Genomic DNA, 21572 nt, shown 5'->3' on the forward strand with positions numbered 1-21572 from the left:
GGAAACGAAAATGCGATTTACCGATATCTTTATTCGACGTCCTGTATTAGCAGTTTCAATTAGTTTGTTAATCATTATTTTGGGTTTGCAAGCAATAGCAAAATTGGCGGTACGTGAATATCCTAAAATGACAACGACAGTAATTAATGTCTCAACAGTGTATCCTGGGGCGGATGCAAGCTTAATTCAAGCATTTGTTACATCAAAGTTAGAAGAAGCGGTTGCTCAAGCGGATAATATTGATTATTTATCGTCCAAAAGTAGCCCTAATAGCTCATTAATTACGATAAAAATGAAACTGAATACGGATCCTAATGCTGCATTAGCAGATGTTTTGGCAAAAGTGAATTCTGTACGTTCTCAATTACCAAGGGGGATTGATGACCCTGTGATTACTTCATCTACTGGTGGAACTGGGATGATGTATATTCAGTTTAGTTCTACAAAGCTAGATGCAAGTCAAGTCACAGATTATATTGAACGTGTAATTAAACCACAATTCTTTACTGTAGAAGGGGTTGCTGAAGTTCAAATTTTTGGTGCTTCTGATTATGCATTACGTATTTGGCTAGATCCCGCTAAAATGGCGGCACAAAATTTATCTGCAATGGCAGTAAGAAACGCATTATCATCAAATAATGTGCAAACTGCTGCAGGTAATGACAACGGCTTTTATGTGACTTATAAAAATAAAGTTGAGACTACAACAAAGTCTGTGGAGGAGCTAGGTAATCTTATTATTGCTTCAAAAGGCGATAAATTGGTTCGTTTACGTGATATTGCTGACGTTGAATTAAATAAATCAAGCGATAGTTCTCGTGCTGTTGCAAATGGGTTTGAGTCAGTTGTACTTGCAATTAATCCAACTTCATCAGCTAACCCACTTGTTGTCGCAGAAAATGTACGTCCATTGTACGAGCAAATTAAACAAAACTTGCCAGACAGTATGACTGCTGAGATTTTGTATGATACAACAATCGCAATTAATAGCTCTATTGATGAGGTTGTTAAAACTATTTTAGAGGCAACTATTATTGTATTAGTTGTGATTACACTCTTTATTGGCTCATTACGTGCGATCTTAATTCCTGTTATCACTATCCCGATCTCGTTAATTGGTGTCATTATGCTATTACAAGCATTTGGCTTCTCAATTAATTTGATGACGTTACTTGCGTTGATTCTGGCGATTGGTTTAGTTGTAGATGATGCAATCGTAGTGTTGGAGAACGTCGATCGCCATATTAAGTTAGGTGAAACGCCATTTCGTGCCGCAATTATTGGTACCAGAGAAATCGCTGTACCAGTCATTTCAATGACTATAGCATTAATGGCAGTATATTCTCCGATGGCTTTAATGGAGGGGATTACAGGTTCATTGTTTAAAGAGTTTGCTTTAACTCTTGCGGGGGCGGTCTTTATTTCTGGGATTGTTGCATTAACACTTTCACCGATGATGAGTAGTAAATTATTAAAGCCACACACTGATCCAAGTAAATTAGAGCAATGTATTGAGCATATGTTAACCAAGATGAATAATGGTTATAACTATGCTTTAAATCTTGTAATGGCGAGCCGTAAATGTATTTTAGCATTTGCAGCAGTAATTTTTGCAACTCTACCATTCTTATTCAATTCTCTTGCGCATGAGTTGACTCCTGCAGAAGATAAAGGGGCATTTATGGTGGTTGGACGTGCCCCTTCTAATGTAAACGTAGATTATGTCCAAGAGGCAATGCATGAGTTTGAACAGATCTTAAAAGAAACCCCAGAAGTTGATTTCTCTATGGTGATTTCTGGCGCTATGGGAAGTAATCAATCTTTCAGTGTCGTGACATTAAAAGATTGGAATGATCGAGATCGTACACAAGCTGAAGTGCTTAATGAGTTAAATAAAAAAGCAGCTCATATTCCCGAAGTAGCATTAACAGGGTTTAATTTCCCGGAGATTAATACTGGTGAGCAGGGTCCTCCAATTGGCTTTGTTATTAGTACAGCGAGTGGTTACCAAGACTTAGCGAATGTCGCGGGTGAATTTTTAGAGAAAATGAAAAAATCGGGTAACTTTGTTTATACTGCACTTGATTTGAAATTTGATACTGCACAAATGCGAATTACTGTAGATAAAGAGAAAGCGGGCACTTATGGTGTGACTATGCAGCAAATTAGTGCCACTTTGGGTAGTTTCTTATCTGCCGCTACGATTGAACGTGTAGATATTGATGGTCGAGCTTATCGTATTATCATGCAAGTTAAACGAGATCAGCGTTTATCACCAGAAAGTTTGAATAATTACTATGTTACAGCGAGTAATGGAAAATCTGTACCATTAAGTAGTTTTTTAACAATGACTTTAGAGCCACAGCCAACATCATTACCGCGTTTTAGTCAGTTGAATTCAGCTGTTATTAGTGCGGTACCTTTACCAACAAAAAGTACAGGTGATGCTATTGAATGGTTAAAAACAGCAGCAAAAGAAAGTTTACCACAGGGTTATAACTATGACTTTACAGGTGAAGCACGTCAGCTCGTACAAGAGGGAAATGCATTAGCTGTCACGTTTGTTTTAGCCGTAATCATTATTTTCTTAGTGTTAGCTATTCAGTTTGAGTCTATTCGTGATCCTATAGTGATCATGATTTCTGTGCCATTAGCAGTAAGTGGTGCATTACTGACGTTGAACGTTTTAGGTAGTACTCTGCCAGGTATATTGAGAATATTTGGTATTGTGATGTCATTCCCAGGCACGACATTAAATATTTATTCTCAAGTAGGGCTAATTACTTTAGTAGGGCTCATTACTAAGCATGGTATTTTGATGTGTGAAGTAGCAAAAGAAGAGCAGCTCAATCACGGAAAGAATCGTATTGAGGCGATTACTGAAGCTGCAAAAGTGCGTTTACGCCCGATCTTAATGACAACAGCGGCTATGGTTGCAGGCGTGATTCCTTTATTATTTGCTTCTGGTGCTGGTGGTGTATCTCGTTTTAGTATTGGTATTGTCATTGCATCAGGACTCACAATTGGTACATTGTTTACTTTATTTGTTCTACCAGTGATTTATAGTTATATCGCTACAGAACATAAACCTTTACCAGAGTTTGATGAGAGTATTAAACCTCTAACAGAAAGTACAGTCCATTCAGAATAAAAGTACAAAATATACCGTACTTGATAGCATAAGAATGCTCAAACTTAAAATTTGAAAAGGGCAGATGATTGATCTGCCCTTTTAGTGTTTTTAGGATAGATGATTATTTTGATGTAGCGATGAACATTTTATTAAATGTTTGTCTGTGATTCATTTGATGGCCAAGCGTTGACGACGGCTTTGACTAATGTTGCTAAAGGAATTGCGAAGAATACTCCCCAAAAACCCCATAAGCCACCAAAAATAAGTACGGCAATAATGATGAAAAGAGGGTGTAAATTAACCGCCTCTGAAAATAAAAAGGGGACTAAAAGGTTGCCATCTAGAATCTGACTAATAACATAAGCCGTTAATAAATACCAAAATGTTGGTGTAACGCCAAACTGTGCAACAGCAACTAATGCAATAGGAATTGTGACTAAGACTGCACCGATATAAGGTACGAGTACTGATAAGCCAACAGCAACGGCTAATAACAACGCATAATTCAAACCAAATAATAGAAAAATTAAGTAAGTCACTGCAGTGACAATAATGATTTCAACTAATTTTCCTCGAATATAATTAGCTATTTGTAATTGCATTTCTTTCCAAACATTTGAAGCTAAAGTACGATTACGTGGTAAGAAACGACTAACGCCAGTAATGAGCTCTTCTTTATCTTTTAATAAGAAAAAGACCATTAATGGAACTAAAAAAGCATAGATGCCCAATGTAACTAAGCTTAATAAAGAGGTGAGAGAGAATTTTAATGCAGACTCACCGAAGGCTAAGATTTTCTCTCTAACTGTTTTTAATAATGAATCAATTGTTTGGTAATCAACAAGCTCAGGATAGTGTTCGGGTAGTGAAAGTAACCATTCATTAAGCTTATTAAACATATGAGGAAGATCTGTAACGAGATTAACGGTCTGTGTCCATAAAGTTGGAATAAGTACTAAGACAATAACTAAAATTAATCCTAGAAAACCGCCGAAAACAAGTGCAGTCGCGAGGAGGCGAGGTAGTTTTAATTTTTCTGAAAGGATACGAATTGGCCATTCTAGTAAGTAGGCTAATACAATTGCAATGAGAAGAGGAGCGATTAAATTGCTAAAAAAATAGATTGATATAAAGCCAAATAATAAAATGGCAAATAATCCCATTGCTTGTGGATCACTAAAACGGCTGTTATACCAATTTTTTAACATTTCAAACATGATATTTCCTCAATTCGACATTTTCAACGATTATAAGGTAAAATCTAAGCGGAGCATATAATTAAGCGAGGAAATTCTATGACAGTCACAATTTACCACAATTCACGTTGCTCAAAGAGCAGGGAAACTTTGGCATTATTAGAAGAAAAGCAAATTCAACCCAACGTCATTCTGTATTTAGAGAAGCCTCTAAGCGTATTAGAATTACAACAATTGGCTCAAAAATTGGGTATCAAAAGTGTACGTGAGATGATGCGTATTAAAGATGACTTATATTATTCGCTAGGTTTAGATCAGCCAGAGGTTTCAGAACAACAATTACTTGAAGCAATGGCAGCTAACCCAGCATTACTTGAACGTCCGATTGTCGTGAATGGGGAAAAAGCGAAAATAGGTAGACCACCTGAAAGTGTGTTTGAGATTCTGTGATTTATCTTTATAATGTTGCCACTTGTTTATTACAAGTTGGTAACATTATGATTACAACCTAAATAAGGAAAAGCTATGAAAAAGAAAGAGCAAACGCCACAAAGCGTAACTTTTTACCAGCATCATCGTGGTGTCATTCGCGATAATGCATTGCAAGCGTTATTGCATGATCCGTTATTTCGCCAACGTGTAGAGAGAAAGAAAAAAGGAAAAGGTAGCTACCAGCGTAAGGCGAAGCATGTTGGGAGATATTTTGAAAAGCCCGATAATAAAATTTTTTTGTGAGAAATTTTATTATCGGGTTTTTTTATCAACTAAGATTTTAATTATTAACATGCAACTCATTTAAACTCAGCGAGGTAAATTTATGACTATGCAAACTCATGTGTTATTTAGCAACAATTGGAATGTCAGAATTAGTGATCCTGGTGAGGAAGGCACTCATAGCCATTTCTTTGAAACAATTTACATTACGTTAGAAGCACATATGCATGGCAATGAGATCCGTTATGAGTTTACTCGTAAAGTTGAAGATCAGATTAAAATTAACCGCACTTTTACGGATTTAGGTGAGCTTTTTAAGTTCTTAGGTGATTATTTAGATCCAGTCAGCATGGGATTTCTTGGCATCAAAATTGGACAGTTGGGTGTGAAAGTTTAACTTAAACCCTTTACTTAGAATATTCAGTATTCAACTTATAAGAAAAACGCAATCATTCATCGATTGCGTTTTTGTCATTTCATATTTATTGAGTTAATCGAGCTTTAGCTTCATTGATAGCTTCTGCAACACGTAATGGTGATACACCACCTTTAGCACAACGTTTATCTAAACAGGATTGTAATGAAAGGATTGCATAGACATCTTCTTCGATCACATCACTGAATTGTTTAAATTCAGCGACAGTTAATGCTTCAAGTGCTTTATGTTGTTGAATAGCATAAACAACAGTTTCACCCACAATATGGTGAGAATCTCGAAATGGTACACCTTTAGCAACTAAGTAGTCAGCTAATTCAGTCGCATTAGAATAGCCTTTCAGTGCAGCTTCTGTTGTTCGTTCTACATTGACATGAATGCCATCTAACACAAGCGCTGCCATATCAATGCAGTCTTGCCAAGTATCTAATGCATCAAAAATACCCTCTTTATCCTCTTGCATATCTTTATTATAAGCGAGTGGGAGTCCTTTTAATGTCATCAACATACCAGTCAATGCACCCATGACACGTCCAGTTTTTCCACGAATGAGTTCACAAGCATCAGGATTTTTCTTTTGTGGCATTAAAGATGAACCTGAAGTCACACGATCGGATAACTCAACAAAATTAGCTTCGCCACTATTGAAAATAATCATGTCTTCGGCAAAACGTGATAAATGTGCCATGCTGAGTGAGGCTGTAGAAAGTAACTCAACAATATGATCACGGTCAGATACACTATCTAAACTGTTACGTGTTGCAAATGCAAAGCCAAGATTTTGTGCGAGCTGCTCACGATCTACGCCATAAGCTGTGCCAGCCAAAGCACCACTTCCTAATGGGCAATAATCCATACGTTTATAAGCATCTGTTAAACGAGAGTAGTCACGTTCTAACATTTCAACATAAGCCATGCACCAGTGGGCAAATGTAATCGGTTGAGCACGTTGTAAATGAGTATAACCAGGCATAACAGCATGTTGATTATTTTCTGCAGTAATGACAAGTTTGTGTTGTAAGTCGCGGAGAGAAGATTGAAGTTCGAGTACACGTTGTTTACACCACATTTTGATATCGAGTGCCACTTGATCGTTACGGCTACGTCCAGTATGTAATTTTTTACCTAAATTACCGACTTTATCAATAAGTTTACTTTCTACCCAGCTATGAATATCTTCAGCATCATCTTGTAAGATTGCTTGTGGATTTGAGCGTACTTCAATTAATAATTCATTTAACGCTATTTCTAATTGTTGTTGTTCTACTTGGTTTAATACACCAACAGTCACTAATGCTTTTGACCAACCAATAGAGCCTTCAATATCTTGTTCTGCTAAACGATAATCAAATCGTAATGAATCGTTAAAATCTTTAAAACGTTTATCTGCTGCTTGTGTGAAACGTCCACCCCAAAGTGCCATATTTTCCTCTTTGTTCTTTATGGTTTAATTCTTGTACCAATAATTTCTCCGCTAAAAAGTGCGGTCAGTTTTTCTGGATATTTCCAGTTTGCAATGTCTACACCATTGTTCAGTATTGTGGCAGCTTCAAGCGCAGCTTTCACTTTGACAATCATACCGTCCGTGATGACATTGTCTTTAATCAATTGGTTAATTTGTGCAGAGTTTAATTCTGGTATACGTTGTTTTTGTGCATCTAAAACCCCATCAACATCAGACAACATGACTAAGTCAGCATGAATTAAGGCTGCGATGGCTGTTGCTGCTTGATCGGCATTTACATTCATGAGTAAACCATCTGAATCCACTGCAATTGAGCTAATAATAGGCAAGAACGCTTCGCCAAGCAAATTATTTAGTAAAGTTGGATTTTTAGGAGTGACTGTAGCCACATGCCCAAGTTCAGGAGAGAGTTGAATTGCACTCGTTAAATTACCATCAGCAAGGCACAAACCAACAGGATTGAGTTGAAATTTTGCTGCTTGTGCAACTAAAGTTTTATTGGCGACTCCTGCTAATGCACCTGTGATAATATCAATTTGATCGCTTGGGGTGATACGTAATCCATTTTTCTTTTTTACTGGCAAATTCAAACGTTGCATCAATTCATCAACAAGACAACCACCGCCATGTACAATGACTAAAGGGCGATCAAAATGCTGTTGATAATTCGCAAGAGCAGTAAATAAATTTTGCATAGCGATAGGAGTATCAAGTAATACTCCACCTAGTTTAATGACCAAAGGTTTCATCTAAATTAATCCTAATGTTTCGGGAAAATTGTAGCGAATATTTGCGCATTGTACTGCTTGTGCTGCAGCCCCCTTAAGTAAATTATCTTCTGCACCAATGATAATAATATAGCCGTCTTTAGTCGCAAAACCGATATCACAATAAGGCGTAAACTCAACGGCTTTAATACTTGGTAAACCTTGTTGATAGACACGTACTAAGGGTTTGTTGGCGTAAGCTTGCTGATAAGCCATCATAATTTGTTCATTTGTGATACCTGAATTTAGTTTAGCTGTTATAGTTGCTAAGATGCCTCTTTTAAAATTACCTAAGTGTGGAGTAAAAATGACTTCTGTGCCTAAATGTGTTGCAATTTCGGGTTGGTGGCGATGATTAAATACGCCATAAGCATTTAAACTGACTTCACAATAGCTATTAGTAAGTGACGCTTTACGCCCAGCACCACTGACGCCACTCACGGCATTGATAATAGGCAATTGGCTTAAATCAAGTAATTGTTGTTCAATTAATGGTTTTAAGCTTAACTGTGAGACCGTGGGATAACAGCCTGCGACAGCAACTAAATGAGTTTTCTTTATTTGCTCATGATTCCATTCAGCTAATCCATAGGCTGCTTGTTGTAAGAGATCTGGATACTGATGTTCAAACCCATAAAATTCAGGATAAAATTGAGCATCATTAATGCGAAAAGCGCCTGATAGGTCGAATACATTACAGCTATTTTCTAAGAAAATGGGCGCAAGTGTATGGCTGACCTCATGCGCGGTTGCTAAAAAGACTAAATCGACTTGTTGAGCAAGTGAGATTAAATCCTCAGATAAAGGTTGCAAAGGCAAATCTACAATATGTTTAAGTTGAGGATAAATATCAGAAATAGCTTTATGTGCATCTTGACTTTGATTAGAAACATATAATCCATCTAATTCAAATCGAGGATGCAACGTTAAAATACGTGCGAGCTCAGCGCCAGTATAGCCACTAGCACCAATGATAATTGCTTTTTGCATAAGTATTATTCCAGAAAGCGAGGATTAATGGTATCATTTTGATTAATTATGTCATTATTCTGCATAAATATTTAAAAGGCAATCTTTATTTCTTTGTATAGGTGAATTTCATGAAAAAAATTCCTTCTTTCTTACAGATGTATGAGCAGTTGATTGCATCCCCTTCAATCAGTAGTGTCGATCCTACTTTTGATCAATCAAATCACACTTTAATCGCATTATTAGCAAGTTGGTTAGATACTTTAGGATTTAAGACAGAGATCATTGCTGTAGAAGGGAGTCGAGATAAATTTAATTTATTAGCCACTTATGGTGAGGGGAAAGGTGGATTATTACTCGCCGGTCATACTGATACTGTCCCTTTCGATGACGGACGTTGGACATTTGATCCATTTAAATTGACAGAGCAGGCTGGCAAATTTTATGGTTTGGGCTCCGCAGATATGAAGGGTTTTTTTGCATTTGTTGTTGATGCGATAAGTCAAATTGACTTGAGTAAATTAACAAAACCACTTCGTATTTTGGCGACGGCGGATGAAGAAACCACGATGTTAGGTGCAAGAACATTTATTCAACATACCCATATTCGCCCTGACTGTGCGATTATTGGCGAACCTACTTCATTAAAACCAGTTCGGGCGCATAAAGGACACATCGGTGAGGTATTACGTATTATAGGGAAAAGCGGTCATTCCAGTGATCCTAATAAAGGTATTAATGCCATTGAATTAATGTATGAGGCGACAGGTTATTTAATGCAAATGCGTGATGAATTACGAGAAAAATATCGTCATGCAGCTTTCGAAATTCCTTATCCAACGATGAATTTTGGCGCAGTTTCGGGGGGCGATGCAGTGAATAGGATCTGTGCTTGCTGCGAATTACATTTTGATATTCGCCCTTTACCCAATTTATGCCTGCAAGATTTAAATGAGATGTTACAAGAAAAATTAGCCCCAATGTTTGAAAAATGGGGAGATCGTATTTCCTTACACAATTTACATGAGCCAATACCAGGTTATGAATGTGAACATTCAGCGCAGGTCGTGCAAGTTGTAGAGAAATTACTTGGAGAAAAGTGTGATGTAGTAAATTATTGTACAGAAGCGCCTTTTATTCAGCAGCTTTGTCCAACACTTGTTTTGGGACCTGGTTCTATTGAACAAGCACATCAGCCTGATGAGTTTTTATCGACTGAATTTATTCACCCAACTCGCGAGTTACTGAGTAAAATTATTTGGCATTTTTGTGTTTAATGCAAAGTGCGGTCAGTTCTGCAGAGATTTTGCTAAGCTAACCGCACTTTAAATAATACTTTATTTTAACAGATCTTCATTTTTAGCATGAATCCATTTACCTCGTTTCTTGTCAATATATTGAAAATATTCATTAGTAAAGGTACCCTGTGAACACGTGAGTTTATCTAAACGGGAATTCACTTCTTTATTTTCTAACGCTTTGATTAACGTTTTTGGTCCTGTTAAGCTAAACACTCCGCCATCTACACGGGCTTGCTCAATATTATCAATAATGATATCCAGTGTGTCTTTTAAGAAGGCATTGCCTTTTTTACTGGCTAAAAAGAAATTTGTATATTGGCCACGACGTGCAATGACAACTTCGTCATCTTCTTCATCAATAATACTGTCTAAACACCATACAAGATGACCATCAATATCCATATAAACACCACCTTCATTATAAAGAGTGAAAATTCTCCAGAAATCAGCTTGGGCCGCACCATCAGTTAATTTGCTATAAGCATTGAATGTTCGCTCATCTGCATTAGCTTTAATATAGTCTTCACGTTCTTCTGTGCTCACATAGCGATATTCATAGCTCCAAGAAAGTAGCCGATTGAAAAGATAATTACAGTAAATAGGTAAAGTGACTTTATTGCTGTAATTTGTTTGCCAAATAACACGATTAATTTTGGTTTTTTTAGGCGATTGACGGCGCGCAGGATCGAATTTAGGAATCGTAAAGCGCTTTTGTGGAAAGATGAAATGAAATGGATAACTTAATGTTTTAACGATATTGCCGAGTAAGCGAGTTAAACCATTTGCAACTAAAATAAGATGTTTATATTTAACGGGTTTATACATTAGAAACAGCCATATTGAATAAAGTAATTATATGTACTTTATCATTTTATAGAGAAAAGAACAAAATGCCTATTAGATATAAAAGATTTTTTTGAGGGGCAATTATATAGAAAGATATACACTATTAAGTCTTAAGTGGTGGGCGATACCGGTCTCGAACCAGTGACCCCCTCCTTGTAAGGGAGGTGCTCTCCCAACTGAGCTAATCGCCCACTTGAGACTTAACTTTTTTGATATAACGATGTAGAACACTTAAAAGTGGTGGGCGATACCGGTCTCGAACCAGTGACCCCCTCCTTGTAAGGGAGGTGCTCTCCCAACTGAGCTAATCGCCCTCGTTATATGACAACATTGGACTCACTATCAAAGGTAAGTTGAAAAGTGGTGGGCGATACCGGTCTCGAACCAGTGACCCCCTCCTTGTAAGGGAGGTGCTCTCCCAACTGAGCTAATCGCCCAAATGTTGTGAGGTGGCATTATAATTGTTAGTTCTATTCAGTCAACAAATTTTTGCAAAAAAATGCTTAATTGTTTTAAAAGTAAACATAAGACCATAATTTTTATTCGGAATTGTTTGAACTCATAGTACAATATAATCCAAATTTTTTGTGAAAAAATAAATGAGATAAAAGGTTATACAATGAAATTAGAGGCATTATTTAATTTAGATCCTAATGTAAAAGTGCGTACACGTTTTGCACCAAGCCCAACAGGGTATTTACATGTTGGTGGCGCGAGAACCGCACTTTATTCGTGGCTATATGCGAAACATAACAATGGTGAATTTGTTTTGCGTATTGAAGATACTGATTTAGAAAGGTCCACACCAGAAGCCACCGCAGCAATTTTAGAGGGAATGGAATGGCTAAATTTAGCTTGGGAACATGGACCCTATTTTCAAACTAAACGCTTTGATCGTTATAATCAAGTCATTGATCAAATGATTGAACAAGGATTAGCATACCGTTGTTATTGTTCAAAAGAGCGTTTAGAAGATTTACGTCATACGCAAGAAAAAAATAAACAAAAACCACGTTATGATCGCCATTGTTTACATAATCAGGGCAATACGCCAGACCAACCTCATGTAGTACGTTTTAAAAATCCTACTGAAGGGTCAGTAATATTTGAAGATGCAGTACGTGGTCGTATTGAAATTAGCAACAATGAATTAGATGATTTAATTATTCGTCGTACTGACGGTTCTCCAACGTATAACTTCTGTGTGGTTGTTGATGACTGGGATATGGGGATTACTCATGTTGTGCGTGGAGAAGATCATATCAATAATACACCACGCCAAATTAATATTTTAAAAGCATTAGGTGCACCAATTCCAACTTATGCACATGTTTCAATGATTTTAGGAGATGATGGACAAAAATTATCGAAGCGTCATGGTGCAGTAAGTGTGATGCAATACCGTGATGATGGTTATTTACCTGAAGCCTTATTGAACTACTTGGTTCGTTTGGGCTGGGGACATGGAGATCAAGAAATTTTCTCTGTAGAGGAAATGATTCAGTTATTTGAACTTGAAAGTGTTAGTAAGTCAGCAAGTGCATTTAATACAGAAAAATTACTTTGGTTAAATCATCATTATATCCGTGAATTACCTGCTGAATATGTAGCAAAACACCTCGCATGGCATTATCAAGATCAAGGGATTGATACTTCAAATGGTCCTGCATTAGAAGATATTGTGAAAATGTTAGCAGAGCGTTGTAAAACATTAAAAGAAATGGCAGCCTCTAGCCGCTATTTCTTTGAAGAGTTTACCAATTTTGATGAGACTGCAGTGAAAAAACATTTTAAAGCGACTGCGATTGAACCATTAGAAAAAATCAAAGAAAAATTGACCGCTCTTTCTCATTGGGATTTACAAAGTACGCATGAAGCAATCGAACAAACTGCGGCGGAGTTAGGTTTAGGTATGGGGAAAGTAGGGATGCCGTTACGCGTAGCAGTAACAGGTTCAGGTCAATCACCTTCAATGGATGTAACGTTAGTTGGGATTGGCAAAGAGCGTACACTTGCTCGTATCCAAAAAGCAATTGATTTCATAAAAAATCAAGCTGATTAATATTTAAACTTGTGATTAAATATCAGTAATTTGATATTGACAGGTAACGTGGCGGAATTTATTATTACCGCCACGACATTTCTAATGTGGGGTTATAGCTCAGTTGGGAGAGCGCTTGAATGGCATTCAAGAGGTCGTCGGTTCGATCCCGATTAACTCCACCATCTTCCTTAAGCCTTAATTTATGATGTAAAGCTTATTCGTTGTTATTTCTGAAAATAAATTACCATTCACCTAGAAAAGCCTGTATAATAACCAAGTTTTATTTTCTGTATTAGCGTGCGGCTATCAAAAGTAATTTTTTGTTTTTTAATGAAAAATGACTGATTAAAAAGATTATTTTTGCTAGTCGCAATTTGGAAAATAAAACAACGTTTTTATTCTTAAGCTATTAAATTTTGTTGTTTATTAGCTTGATTCATTTAAAAAGGAAAAACATTGTGAATCCAATTGTAAAACAATTTAAATATGGTCAGCATACTGTCACTTTAGAAACTGGTGCAATTGCTCGTCAAGCAACCGCAGCAGTCATGGCTAGTATGGACGACACCACCGTTTTTGTAACAGTAGTTGCTAAAAAAGATGTCAAAGAAGGTCAAGATTTCTTTCCATTAACAGTTAATTATCAAGAGCGTACTTACGCTGCTGGGCGTATTCCTGGTGGCTTTTTTAAACGTGAAGGTCGCCCATCAGAAGGCGAAACTTTAATTGCACGTTTAATTGACCGTCCAATTCGTCCACTTTTCCCAGAGGGGTTCTATAACGAAATTCAAATTGTTGCGACAGTCGTTTCTGTTAACCCACAAATTTGCCCAGACTTAGTCGCAATGATCGGTGCGTCAGCAGCACTTTCATTATCGGGTGTGCCATTTAATGGTCCAATCGGTGCAGCTCGTGTTGGTTTTATTGATAATCAATTTGTACTCAATCCAACCATGAATGAACAAAAACAAAGCCGTTTGGACTTAGTCGTAGCAGGTACAGATAAGGCTGTGTTAATGGTTGAATCTGAAGCTGATATTTTAACTGAAGAGCAAATGTTGGCCGCTGTTGTCTTTGGACACCAGCAACAACAAGTTGTGATCGAAGCAATCAAAGAATTTGCTGCAGAAGCAGGTAAACCTCGTTGGGATTGGGTTGCGCCTGAGCCAAATACAACATTAATTGAGAAAGTAAAATCAATTGCTGAAACACGTTTAGGTGAAGCATACCGTATTACTGAAAAACAATCTCGCTATGAGCAAATTGATGCTATTAAATCTGATGTACTTTCACAAATTGCAGCAGAATCAGAAGGTGAAGAAATCAGTGAAGGTAAGATTATTGATATTTTCACCGCACTTGAAAGTCAAATCGTACGTAGCCGTATTTTAAATGGTGAGCCACGTATCGATGGTCGTACAGTAGATACTGTTCGTGCATTAGATATTTGTACAGGTGTATTACCACGTACCCATGGTTCTGCAATTTTCACGCGTGGTGAAACGCAAGCATTAGCTGTAGCAACTTTAGGTACAGAACGTGACGCTCAGATTATTGATGAGTTGACAGGTGAGCGTTCAGATCATTTCTTATTCCACTACAACTTCCCTCCATATTCTGTGGGTGAAACAGGTATGATCGGTTCACCAAAACGCCGTGAAATTGGTCATGGACGTTTAGCAAAACGCGGTGTTGCTGCAGTCATGCCAACAATTGCTGAATTCCCGTATGTTGTTCGTGTTGTTTCGGAAATTACAGAATCAAATGGATCCTCTTCAATGGCATCTGTTTGTGGTGCATCATTAGCATTAATGGATGCAGGTGTACCGATTAAAGCTGCTGTTGCAGGTATCGCAATGGGTCTAGTAAAAGAAGACGAAAAATTCGTTGTACTTTCAGATATCTTAGGTGATGAAGACCACTTAGGTGATATGGACTTTAAAGTTGCGGGAACACGTCAAGGTGTGACTGCGCTTCAAATGGATATTAAAATTGAAGGTATTACGGCTGAAATTATGCAGATTGCCTTGAACCAAGCGAAAAGTGCAAGATTACATATTTTAGGTGTGATGGAACAAGCGATTGCAGCACCTCGTGCAGATATTTCTGATTTTGCTCCGCGTATTTACACAATGAAGATTGATCCTAAGAAAATCAAAGATGTGATTGGTAAAGGTGGTGCAACTATTCGTGCATTAACCGAAGAAACAGGTACTTCAATTGATATTGATGATGATGGTACAGTAAAAATTGCTGCGGTTGATAGTAATGCAGTGAAAGATGTAATGGCTCGAATTGAAGACATTACAGCAGAGGTGGAAGCGGGTCTAGTTTATAAAGGAAAAGTGACTCGTTTGGCTGACTTTGGGGCCTTTGTTTCTATCGTTGGTAATAAAGAAGGACTTGTTCACATTTCTCAAATTGCAGAAGAACGTGTTGAAAAAGTCAGTGATTATTTAACACTAGGTCAAGAAGTCACAGTTAAAGTAGTTGAAATCGATCGTCAAGGTCGTATTCGTTTAACTATGAAAGATGTTGTACCTAAGCAAACGCAAGCAGATGCTGCTGTAGAAGAAATTGCAGCAGAAGAGCAAGCATAATTAAATCGTAGTATTACAGCTCTTATTCTGGGAGCTGTAATTTTATTTGAACAAGTGCAATTTATGCATTAAGGCTAATCGAGATGATGCAACTTAATAAGTTGTTAAATTTCATACTTTTTTTACCTTGTTGGGTGTTATTTTTCAGCGCTTGCGCTAACCATGAGCAAGTGTTTATTGTAGAAGATAAATTGTTACTAGCGGAACAGAATCCCAACAACCATCTTGAGCATGAAATTATGGTTGCCAAGATTAGTCAATTGTTACTTGTTAAAGGTTTGAAGAAAGAAGAACGAGCTATTCTGCATTTTGAACGGGGCGTATTATACGATAGTTTAGGGTTGTGGGGATTAGCTCGTTATGATTTTGATCAAGCACTAACGTTGTATCCAAAATTAGTCGCAGCGTTTAATTATTTAGGATTATATTTGCTGTTAGAGCAGGAATATAGTACATCTCTTGATGTGTTCAGTCTCTTGTTTGAACTCGATCCTAATTATGAATATGCGTTTCTCAATAGAGGGCTAAATTTTTATTACGTTGCACGTTATGAATTAGCACAGCGGGATTTTCTTCAATTTTATCAATCAGATAAGTCAGATCCTTACCGCACTTTATGGCTCTATTTAAATGAATTACAACTCAATCCTCAGGAAGCAAAACAAAATCTTGCTCAACGCGCAAATTTACTTTCTGATGAATATTGGGGAACGTATTTAGTCCAATATTATTTGGGAAATTTATCAGTTAAAGAACTATTTACTCAGGCACGACAATTTGCAGAAACTAATAATGCAAAGTATGCTGAAATTTTAACTGAAACTTACTTTTATTTAGCAAAACTAAAACTCAATTCAGGTCAATTTAATGAAGCAGAAATGCTATTTAGATTGGCTCTTGCAAACCAAGTATATAACTTCGTTGAGTATCGTTTTGCGATGTTTGAACTTTTGAAATTGAAGCAAAATTCAAACCAATAATGGCATTTTTATGCCATGGGCTGTTGTAAAACGTGAAAGCGAACAACATTTTATTATATTCGTTCACTGTCTAGTGAACATTCTTTTTATATTCGAGTATTTTAATGACTGAAACGAAAATGACTTTCAAAGATTTAGGCTTGCCTGAATTTCTTATTAACGCTGTATCTGATCTAGGTTTTGAAACCCCATCTCCTATCCAACAAACCTGTATTCCATATCTTTTAGAAGGTAACGATGTCTTAGGTATGGCTCAAACAGGTAGCGGGAAAACGGCTGCTTTCTCTTTGCCTTTATTGGCACAATTAAATTTAGATAAAAAGTATCCACAAATGTTGGTTATGGCACCAACACGCGAATTAGCAATTCAAGTAGCTGATGCCTGTGAACAATTTTGTAAATATGCAAAAAATGTCAATATAGTCACGCTTTATGGTGGTCAACGTTATGACATTCAATTACGAGCGTTACGTCAAGGTGCTCAAGTAGTAGTTGGAACACCTGGTCGTATTTTAGATCATATTCGTCGCGGGACATTGGACTTATCTAATTTACGCTTTATGGTATTAGATGAAGCGGATGAAATGTTACGTATGGGATTTATTGATGATGTGGAAACTGTCATGGCAGAATTGCCTGAAGAGCATCAAACAGCGTTGTTCTCAGCGACAATGCCTGAACCAATTCGCCGTATTACTAAACGTTTTATGCATGATCCTAAAGAAATCAAAATTAAATCGACACAAACCACTAACCCTGATATTACACAAAGTTGTTGGTATGTACATGGGTTCCGTAAAAATGATGCATTATTACGTTTCTTAGAAGTAGAAAATTTTGATGCGGCTATTATTTTTACACGCACAAAAACAGGTACTCTTGATGTCACTGAATTATTAGAGAAACATGGATTCCGTGCAGCGGCACTGAATGGGGATATGACACAGCAATTACGCGAGCAAACATTAGATCGTTTGAGAAATGGTAGCTTAGATATTCTTGTTGCAACTGATGTCGCAGCTCGTGGTTTAGATGTGGAACGTATTAGTCTTGTTATCAACTATGATATCCCATTAGATGCAGAGTCTTATGTCCACCGTATTGGTCGTACAGGACGTGCTGGTCGTACTGGTCGGGCATTATTATTTGTTGAGCCGAGAGAACGTCGTTTATTGCGTAATATTGAGCATTTAACGAAAAAGCCGATTACCGAAGTGGAAGTACCGAATCACGAAGTATTACAAGCTTGCCGCCGTGAAAAATTCAAAGCGAAAATTACTGTACAGCTTGAGCATCACGATTTAGAGCTTTATCGTAGTTTGCTAGAAGATATGTTTACTGCAGATCAAGATCAAGAGGACATTGCAGCTGCAATGTTAATGCTATTACAAGGTAAACAAAAATTGATTCTTCCACCTGATCCGATTATTGATCGTAAAACTTCTCGTGGTGAACGAGGAGAGCGTCGTGACCGAAGTGGGCGTGAAAACCCACGTTCAGCAGAACGCCGTGGTTATGGTAATCCACAGCCAATGGATTTATACCGTATTGAAGTTGGACGTCTTGATGGTGTTGAAGTTCGCCATATTGTAGGTGCTATTGCAAATGAAGGTGACATTAATAGTCGTTATATTGGACATATTAAACTTTATGATGATTATTCGACGATTGAATTACCGCAGGGTATGCCAAAAGAGTTATTAAAAGTATTTGAAAAAACACGTGTGATGAATAAACAAATGCAAATGTCATTTGTGAATGCGGGTAATAGCAGTAAGCGTGATGATTTTGGTGGCGAGCGCCGTAGTGGTAAGCGTAAGGATCGTAGTGATGAGTCTCGTTTCGCCCGTGAGGACCGTAAATTTAAAGAAAAAAGTCACCGCACTTTTAGTGAACGTCCTCGTAAAGAGCGTCGCGATCGAAATAAATAAAATATAGATGAAAACTAGTTTGAGCGCAGTATTACACTGCGCTCAAATTTTTTGTAAGGATTGATGGAATGAGTATTAGATTACTGCTTTTCAATGATCACTTTAATATCTTCTGGTGGCGCGTAATAAGGTGCTGATGTAATAAATAAGGAGATCCCTAATTTCGCATAGTCAGCAATATTATGTTTATTGGCACCGCCTGCGACTGAGAGCGTTATCTTTTTTTGTGATGATGCTAAGAGAGCTAAAGCTTGCTTTACTTCTTCTGGTGAAAATTTATCTAATTGAATAATATCAGGTTCAGCAATGAGCATAGCTTCAAATTGTGCTAAATTATCAGCTTCTAGTGTGACTTTATTCTCTGGTGCTTCGCGTTTGAGTGTCGCGACAATATGTTGCCAATCTTCGGGATTATCCAGCAAGTGACGATGGTTTGTGAAGACAAGTAATGTTTCGCTAATCCCCTGCCTATGGATATGACCACCCGCAGCAAGTATGGCATTAGTTGCAAGCTTTCTTGTATTAGGAATACTTTTACGTGTGCAAGCTACAACAGCGTTTGGGTTAATTGCTTTGGCTGTTGCGATCATCTCTGATGTATATTGTGCGACCCCACAAGACCATTCTAAGATGAGTTGTACGACTTTCCATGCTTGATGCACTTGGTCTGCACGTGCTTCTGCGCTAATCAGTAAGTCCCCAGCTTCGACTATATCACCTTCATTCACATAAATATACGGTTTGATACCTAGCTTTTTCAATAATTTCTCTGCAATGTGAATGCCTGCAACAATACCAGCTGTTTTACGTTTAAATAACATTCTTGCAGCTACATGCTCAATGCCTAGAGCATGTGTAGTGAGATCGCCACGATAAATATCTTCGAGTAAGAAGTCATCAAGTTCTTTGTCTGAAAAATAAATCATAGTAGAGTCCTTTTGAGTTAAACCAATTTACCTTGATATAATTGAATCTGTTGGTCGGCAAAGTAATCGGCTTCTTTGGGTTCATGTGTGACTAATAGCGTTGTAATTTTCTCTGTCTGAATCAATTTTTTAAGTATTATCCAAATATGTTGTCTGGTTTCCCAGTCAAGTGATGAAAATGGTTCATCAAGTAGTAATACATCGGGTGGATTGATTAATGCTCGAGCTAATGCCGCACGTTGTTGTTCACCACCAGAAAGCTGGTGTGGATAGCGATCAATCAAGTGATCAATGTTTAATTTAGCAAGTAGCTGTAATTGGTCAGAACGAAGTGCGGTTGGTTTTGCTAAAGTTAAGTTACCCGCGATCGTTTTATGTGGAAATAAATATAATCTTTGATTGAGATAGTGACAGTTACGAAGCCAAGGTGGAATTTGCTTGAGATTTTTTTGAGCTAATTCGATTTCACCCTGATAATCAATATAACCCGCAATTGTATTGAGTAATGTTGTTTTACCACTGCCAGATTGTCCAATGATAGCGATGCATTCACCTTTATTTAAGTACAAATGAATATCTTGAAGAATACCTGCATATAGTTGTGTAATTCTTAGCATACTAAATATTTCGATTAATTGTACGTAGTAAAAATAGTAAACAAGCTGAAATAAACAATAGCCATAACGAGGCGCCAACTGCAATTTCAAAATCTCCACTGGCAATATTAAGGTAAACAGCCATTGGTAATGTTTCGGTTTTAAAGCGAGTAGCGCCAGCTAGCATCAAAGTTGCACCAAATTCACCAATAGCTCGTGACCAAGCGAGGATCGCACCACAAAGTATGGGTCTCCAACACATAGGCAGTTCAATGTTGATTAAAGTTCTTAATGGGGATAAGCCAAGATTATATGCTGCAAGACGATAACCTGAATCTAATGCGGAAAATGTACCACGTGCATGACGTAACATAATAGAGCTTGCGATATAAGTTTGTGCGATCACAATCCCAATTGGACTAAAAATCCATTGGCTGATGATAGGTATAAGCTGACTTACAATACCTTGTGAATTAAATAAGAGGAGTAAGCTGAGTCCTGTTACTAGTGGCGGTAAGACCATTGGTAAATCGAGTATTGTATCAATAAATTTTTGAAAAGGTAGCTGTACTTGACTCATGATCCAAGCAGAAGGAATTGCTATCATTAGAGCGAATATAAGTGATATCAGTGATGTGCCTAGTGACATCATCAATGCAAAATATAACTCGGGATTTGTTAAGATGATCCCGAAAAAATGAGTATCAAGTTGACCAATTAAAGAGACTATAGTGCCTGCGACTACGAATAATAAGAGAGTGAGAGGCACTAAAGCTAACTTTAAACTTGTGCTCTTACTTAATAGGTAAGAAGCCTTCATCAGTAAAATATTTCACACCTTGTTCAGAGTTGAAGAAGTTGAGAAGCTGTTTTGCTTCAGCTGGATATTGACTAGAAGAAAGTAGCGCTATTGTGACTTTTTCTTCAGGTACGCCAGCTGGATTTGGCAATATATCTACTTTATCACGTACTTTCCAAGCACCAGAGCGCCCAACAACAGCTGCATCAACATCACCATTTAATAAGTAAAGCATCAACTGTTTGACTGTCGCTGCTTTTACAACGACTTTGTCATTTAATTCTTTTTGGTAGCCGGATAGTTCAATGATTTTTTCCGCACCTTTACCTAGAGCCATTGCTTTACTGTCTCCAATGCCTAAACGTAATTGACTTTGTGCTAGTGCTTTAAAAGAATCAATACCTGCGCTTTTATCTTTACGAATTGTCATAACGGGAATGTGTAACACGAGTGGAGCAGATGCTTTAACGTCTCCTGTTTTCTCTAATTTTCCAACATAATCACTTGAACCTGGTAAATAAAGATCACCTGTTTTAACAGTATTATAACGTGCCAATAATTGACCAGAACCACCATACTCAATAGTAACTTTATGCCCCGTTTGTTGCTCGAATTGTTTTACAATTTTTTCGACGGGATCTTTGAGACCTGCACCAGCATAAAGATGTAAATCAACGGCTTTCACTGATAGAGTAGCTGTGATGGATAGAATTAATGTGATAAGTTTTTTCATTATGCTCTCCCTAGTTAAAAATAAGCTTACTATATCACATCATTATATAATTTATAATATATCGATTTTTAAAAGATAAAAAGCAATAATGTAATTTATTGAAAATAAAAAGGATTGAGTTTTTACTCAATCCTTT

Annotated in this window: 17 protein-coding genes, 4 tRNA genes and 1 pseudogene; 10 read left to right on the forward strand and 12 right to left on the reverse strand. The window is 37.3% G+C overall.

From position 1 onward, the window contains the following. The first annotated feature begins 10 nt into the window (after positions 1 to 10). Entirely contained in the window at positions 11 to 3151 is a 3141-nt protein-coding gene (gene acrB, locus DYE19_RS00815; protein WP_115322288.1) for a multidrug efflux RND transporter permease subunit AcrB, read from the forward strand. 131 nt (positions 3152 to 3282) lie between these two features. On the opposite strand, the gene DYE19_RS00820 is transcribed toward acrB, so the two are convergent. Next, a complete protein-coding gene (locus tag DYE19_RS00820) occupies positions 3283 to 4350 on the reverse strand; it encodes an AI-2E family transporter (protein WP_049214574.1) in 1068 nt (355 codons plus the stop codon). A gap of 78 nt (positions 4351 to 4428) precedes the next feature. Between DYE19_RS00820 and arsC the strand changes: the two genes are divergently transcribed. The 3 genes and pseudogenes from arsC to DYE19_RS00835 all read left to right on the forward strand — a co-directional run bounded on the left by arsC (position 4429) and on the right by DYE19_RS00835 (position 5440). Continuing rightward, positions 4429 to 4779: an arsenate reductase (glutaredoxin) gene (arsC, locus tag DYE19_RS00825; RefSeq protein WP_115322289.1), complete on the forward strand. Its 351-nt coding sequence runs from the start codon at positions 4429 to 4431 to the stop codon at positions 4777 to 4779. Between the two features lie 75 nt (positions 4780 to 4854). Next, positions 4855 to 5105: pseudogene (locus tag DYE19_RS00830) on the forward strand (alternative ribosome-rescue factor A). A 41-nt stretch (positions 5106 to 5146) separates the two neighbouring features. Next, a complete protein-coding gene (locus DYE19_RS00835; RefSeq protein WP_115322291.1) occupies positions 5147 to 5440 on the forward strand; it encodes a DUF5377 family protein in 294 nt (97 codons plus the stop codon). A gap of 85 nt (positions 5441 to 5525) precedes the next feature. Here the strand turns inward: DYE19_RS00835 and argH are convergent, their stop codons facing one another. From argH to argC, 3 genes are read right to left on the reverse strand one after another with little or no spacing between them, the layout of a single operon-like run. Next, positions 5526 to 6902, reverse strand: a complete 1377-nt coding sequence (gene argH / locus DYE19_RS00840; RefSeq protein WP_115322292.1) for an argininosuccinate lyase — start codon at positions 6900 to 6902, stop codon at positions 5526 to 5528. A 17-nt stretch (positions 6903 to 6919) separates the two neighbouring features. After that, on the reverse strand, positions 6920 to 7693 hold the full coding sequence (gene argB, locus DYE19_RS11285; protein WP_174694518.1) for an acetylglutamate kinase: 774 nt from the start codon (positions 7691 to 7693) through the stop codon (positions 6920 to 6922). Then, positions 7694 to 8701 carry an N-acetyl-gamma-glutamyl-phosphate reductase gene (gene argC, locus DYE19_RS11290; RefSeq protein WP_174694519.1) on the reverse strand — a complete coding sequence of 336 codons (1008 nt, stop codon included), beginning with the start codon at positions 8699 to 8701 and terminating at the stop codon, positions 7694 to 7696. 110 nt (positions 8702 to 8811) lie between these two features. On the opposite strand from argC, the gene argE reads away from it, so the two are divergent. Further along, a complete protein-coding gene (gene argE / locus DYE19_RS00850) occupies positions 8812 to 9957 on the forward strand; it encodes an acetylornithine deacetylase (protein ID WP_115322293.1) in 1146 nt (381 codons plus the stop codon). A 60-nt stretch (positions 9958 to 10017) separates the two neighbouring features. Here the strand turns inward: argE and DYE19_RS00855 are convergent, their stop codons facing one another. The 4 genes from DYE19_RS00855 to DYE19_RS00870 all read right to left on the reverse strand — a co-directional run bounded on the left by DYE19_RS00855 (position 10018) and on the right by DYE19_RS00870 (position 11264). Then, complete coding sequence (locus DYE19_RS00855) at positions 10018 to 10806, reverse strand: glycosyltransferase family 32 protein (RefSeq protein WP_115322294.1); 789 nt, start codon at positions 10804 to 10806, stop codon at positions 10018 to 10020. Between the two features lie 136 nt (positions 10807 to 10942). After that, positions 10943 to 11018: transfer RNA gene (locus tag DYE19_RS00860), tRNA-Val, on the reverse strand. A 47-nt stretch (positions 11019 to 11065) separates the two neighbouring features. Continuing rightward, a tRNA-Val gene (locus DYE19_RS00865) sits at positions 11066 to 11141 on the reverse strand. A gap of 47 nt (positions 11142 to 11188) precedes the next feature. Further along, positions 11189 to 11264 (reverse strand) — tRNA-Val (locus DYE19_RS00870). A 182-nt stretch (positions 11265 to 11446) separates the two neighbouring features. Here DYE19_RS00870 and gltX point away from each other — a divergent pair. The 5 genes from gltX (at position 11447) to DYE19_RS00895 (ending at position 18382) form a co-directional block, all read left to right on the forward strand. Further along, positions 11447 to 12889 carry a glutamate--tRNA ligase gene (gene gltX / locus DYE19_RS00875; RefSeq protein ID WP_115322295.1) on the forward strand — a complete coding sequence of 481 codons (1443 nt, stop codon included), beginning with the start codon at positions 11447 to 11449 and terminating at the stop codon, positions 12887 to 12889. A gap of 88 nt (positions 12890 to 12977) precedes the next feature. After that, positions 12978 to 13053: transfer RNA gene (locus DYE19_RS00880), tRNA-Ala, on the forward strand. Between the two features lie 276 nt (positions 13054 to 13329). Next, complete coding sequence (pnp, locus tag DYE19_RS00885; RefSeq protein WP_115322296.1) at positions 13330 to 15471, forward strand: polyribonucleotide nucleotidyltransferase; 2142 nt, start codon at positions 13330 to 13332, stop codon at positions 15469 to 15471. An 83-nt stretch (positions 15472 to 15554) separates the two neighbouring features. Beyond that, entirely contained in the window at positions 15555 to 16451 is an 897-nt protein-coding gene (gene nlpI / locus DYE19_RS00890) for a lipoprotein NlpI (RefSeq protein WP_115322297.1), read from the forward strand. A 104-nt stretch (positions 16452 to 16555) separates the two neighbouring features. Further along, positions 16556 to 18382, forward strand: coding sequence for a DEAD/DEAH box helicase (locus tag DYE19_RS00895; RefSeq protein WP_115322298.1), 1827 nt, complete (start codon positions 16556 to 16558; stop codon positions 18380 to 18382). Positions 18383 to 18462: 80 nt separating this feature from the next. Here the strand turns inward: DYE19_RS00895 and modD are convergent, their stop codons facing one another. From modD to modA, 4 genes are read right to left on the reverse strand one after another with little or no spacing between them, the layout of a single operon-like run. Then, complete coding sequence (modD, locus tag DYE19_RS00900) at positions 18463 to 19308, reverse strand: ModD protein (RefSeq protein WP_115322299.1); 846 nt, start codon at positions 19306 to 19308, stop codon at positions 18463 to 18465. A gap of 17 nt (positions 19309 to 19325) precedes the next feature. Further along, a complete protein-coding gene (locus DYE19_RS00905; RefSeq protein ID WP_115322300.1) occupies positions 19326 to 19925 on the reverse strand; it encodes an ABC transporter ATP-binding protein in 600 nt (199 codons plus the stop codon). Position 19926: 1 nt separating this feature from the next. Then, complete coding sequence (locus tag DYE19_RS00910; protein ID WP_115322301.1) at positions 19927 to 20724, reverse strand: ABC transporter permease; 798 nt, start codon at positions 20722 to 20724, stop codon at positions 19927 to 19929. Next, a complete protein-coding gene (gene modA, locus DYE19_RS00915; protein ID WP_115322302.1) occupies positions 20699 to 21436 on the reverse strand; it encodes a molybdate ABC transporter substrate-binding protein in 738 nt (245 codons plus the stop codon). The genes DYE19_RS00910 and modA overlap by 26 nt, the downstream gene beginning before the upstream one ends. Positions 21437 to 21572: the final 136 nt, after the last annotated feature.

This window comes from Pasteurella canis, from assembly GCF_900454865.1.
In the GTDB taxonomy this organism is placed as follows: domain Bacteria; phylum Pseudomonadota; class Gammaproteobacteria; order Enterobacterales; family Pasteurellaceae; genus Pasteurella; species Pasteurella canis.

Bases quoted from the DNA above. Each gene is read 5' to 3' on its own strand.
- acrB (WP_115322288.1), top strand. From the start codon at position 11: ATGCGATTTACCGATATCTTTATTCGACGTCCTGTATTAGCAGTTTCA.
- modD (WP_115322299.1), bottom strand. From the start codon at position 19,308: ATGATTTATTTTTCAGACAAAGAACTTGATGACTTCTTACTCGAAGAT.
- DYE19_RS00855 (WP_115322294.1), bottom strand. From the start codon at position 10,806: ATGTATAAACCCGTTAAATATAAACATCTTATTTTAGTTGCAAATGGT.
- gltX (WP_115322295.1), top strand. From the start codon at position 11,447: ATGAAATTAGAGGCATTATTTAATTTAGATCCTAATGTAAAAGTGCGT.
- modA (WP_115322302.1), bottom strand. From the start codon at position 21,436: ATGAAAAAACTTATCACATTAATTCTATCCATCACAGCTACTCTATCA.
- argH (WP_115322292.1), bottom strand. From the start codon at position 6,902: ATGGCACTTTGGGGTGGACGTTTCACACAAGCAGCAGATAAACGTTTT.
- argC (WP_174694519.1), bottom strand. From the start codon at position 8,701: ATGCAAAAAGCAATTATCATTGGTGCTAGTGGCTATACTGGCGCTGAG.
- DYE19_RS00895 (WP_115322298.1), top strand. From the start codon at position 16,556: ATGACTGAAACGAAAATGACTTTCAAAGATTTAGGCTTGCCTGAATTT.
- DYE19_RS00835 (WP_115322291.1), top strand. From the start codon at position 5,147: ATGACTATGCAAACTCATGTGTTATTTAGCAACAATTGGAATGTCAGA.
- DYE19_RS00820 (WP_049214574.1), bottom strand. From the start codon at position 4,350: ATGTTTGAAATGTTAAAAAATTGGTATAACAGCCGTTTTAGTGATCCA.
- DYE19_RS00910 (WP_115322301.1), bottom strand. From the start codon at position 20,724: ATGAAGGCTTCTTACCTATTAAGTAAGAGCACAAGTTTAAAGTTAGCT.
- arsC (WP_115322289.1), top strand. From the start codon at position 4,429: ATGACAGTCACAATTTACCACAATTCACGTTGCTCAAAGAGCAGGGAA.
- DYE19_RS00905 (WP_115322300.1), bottom strand. From the start codon at position 19,925: ATGCTAAGAATTACACAACTATATGCAGGTATTCTTCAAGATATTCAT.
- argB (WP_174694518.1), bottom strand. From the start codon at position 7,693: ATGAAACCTTTGGTCATTAAACTAGGTGGAGTATTACTTGATACTCCT.
- argE (WP_115322293.1), top strand. From the start codon at position 8,812: ATGAAAAAAATTCCTTCTTTCTTACAGATGTATGAGCAGTTGATTGCA.
- nlpI (WP_115322297.1), top strand. From the start codon at position 15,555: ATGATGCAACTTAATAAGTTGTTAAATTTCATACTTTTTTTACCTTGT.